We start from the raw sequence: 1,315 nt of genomic DNA, 5'->3' as shown, positions 1-1,315 counted from the left end.
TACGTCCAGTTACCATTGGCATCAATGGTGAGATTACCCAATGGCGATTGACCATCACCATTGTTGAGTTTGGTGACCGTAGTGTTAAACAGCGCTTCCCCTGCATCGAGGTCAGCAATGGATAAGCTACCCGAGTCAGTCAAGATACCTGCGGTATCTTCCGTGACAGCACCAGGCTGGTAGTTGCTAATAATAGTTGGATCTTCAGTGCCATTAACCGTGACATCGATTTGATGCTCGGTGCCATCAGCAGACGTGACGGTAAAAGATTCTGTCAGACTCGTGCCCACATCCAACGCTTGAATTTGCGGTAGGGAATTATCGACTTTGTAAGTCCAGCCCCCCGCGGCATCGATGGTTAAGGTGCCAAGTGTTGTGCCAACCGGAGTAGCGACCCCTGCATTAAACACTTCCTCGCCAGTATCATCATCGGAAATCACTAAGGTATTGGTCGCTACGATGTTGCCATCACCATCCACCGCCACGTCTTCTTGGGCAAGCGCAGAATCGCCCGACGTAATAGTTGGTACGTCGTTAACGCCATTGATAGTGATGACGATGTTCTGCGGGGCACCGTCTTCACTCAAGACCTGGAACGTTTCAGTGAGTGAGTCACCTTCACCTAAGCCTTGGAGTGTTGGGTTGGTGTTATCAACTTCATAGCTCCACGCACCGGTTTCGGTGATGGTGAGCGTACCTAAAACAGAGCCAACCGGAGTGACAACTGTCTGGAACTTGGCTTCGCCAGTGTCCACATCAGAAATAGTCAGCTGGCCATTATCTTTGAGTAAGTCACCTGCTTGGACTTCGAAGTCTTCAGTGACAGTACCTACTGCATTACCGCCAATGAGCGGCAAGTCGTTGGTACCCTGGATGGTTACTTCGATGGTTTCCGTTTTTGAGCCATCGATAGAGGTAACAGTGAAGCGCTCAACGCGAGTATCGCCATCGCCGAGAGATTGGATCGCTTGCAGTGCGTTGGAAACTTGATATGACCAGTCACCATCTTCAGTGATGGTTAAGGTGCCAAGCGGAAGCTGGCCATTGTCGTTCGCGACACTGGTGGCTGTGGTGCTGAACTTGTTCTCGCCAGCGTCATTATCAGTGATGGTGAGCGACAGATTATCGCCAGCAATCAGAAGACCAGCATCCACATCGGTGTCTTCTTTCACTGTGTCGGTCGTTGGGCCGGTGATGATGGTTTCATCTTCGGTACCGTTGATCGTGACGGCAATCGTGTGTTCGGTGCCGTCAGCAGATGTCACGGTGAATTCTTCAATCACTTTGTCGCCATCATCCAGCGCTTGAACCGCAG

Annotated in this window: 1 protein-coding gene; it reads right to left on the bottom strand. The window is 51.0% G+C overall.

Annotated features, from left to right (window positions below):
- Positions 1-1,315: VCBS domain-containing protein (locus tag ACJB0T_RS21890; protein WP_495292942.1), on the bottom strand; the 1,315-nt coding region annotated here is incomplete at both ends.

This window comes from Vibrio sp. CB1-5 (assembly GCF_059412285.1).
This window is presented reverse-complemented; position numbering and strand designations above follow the sequence as displayed.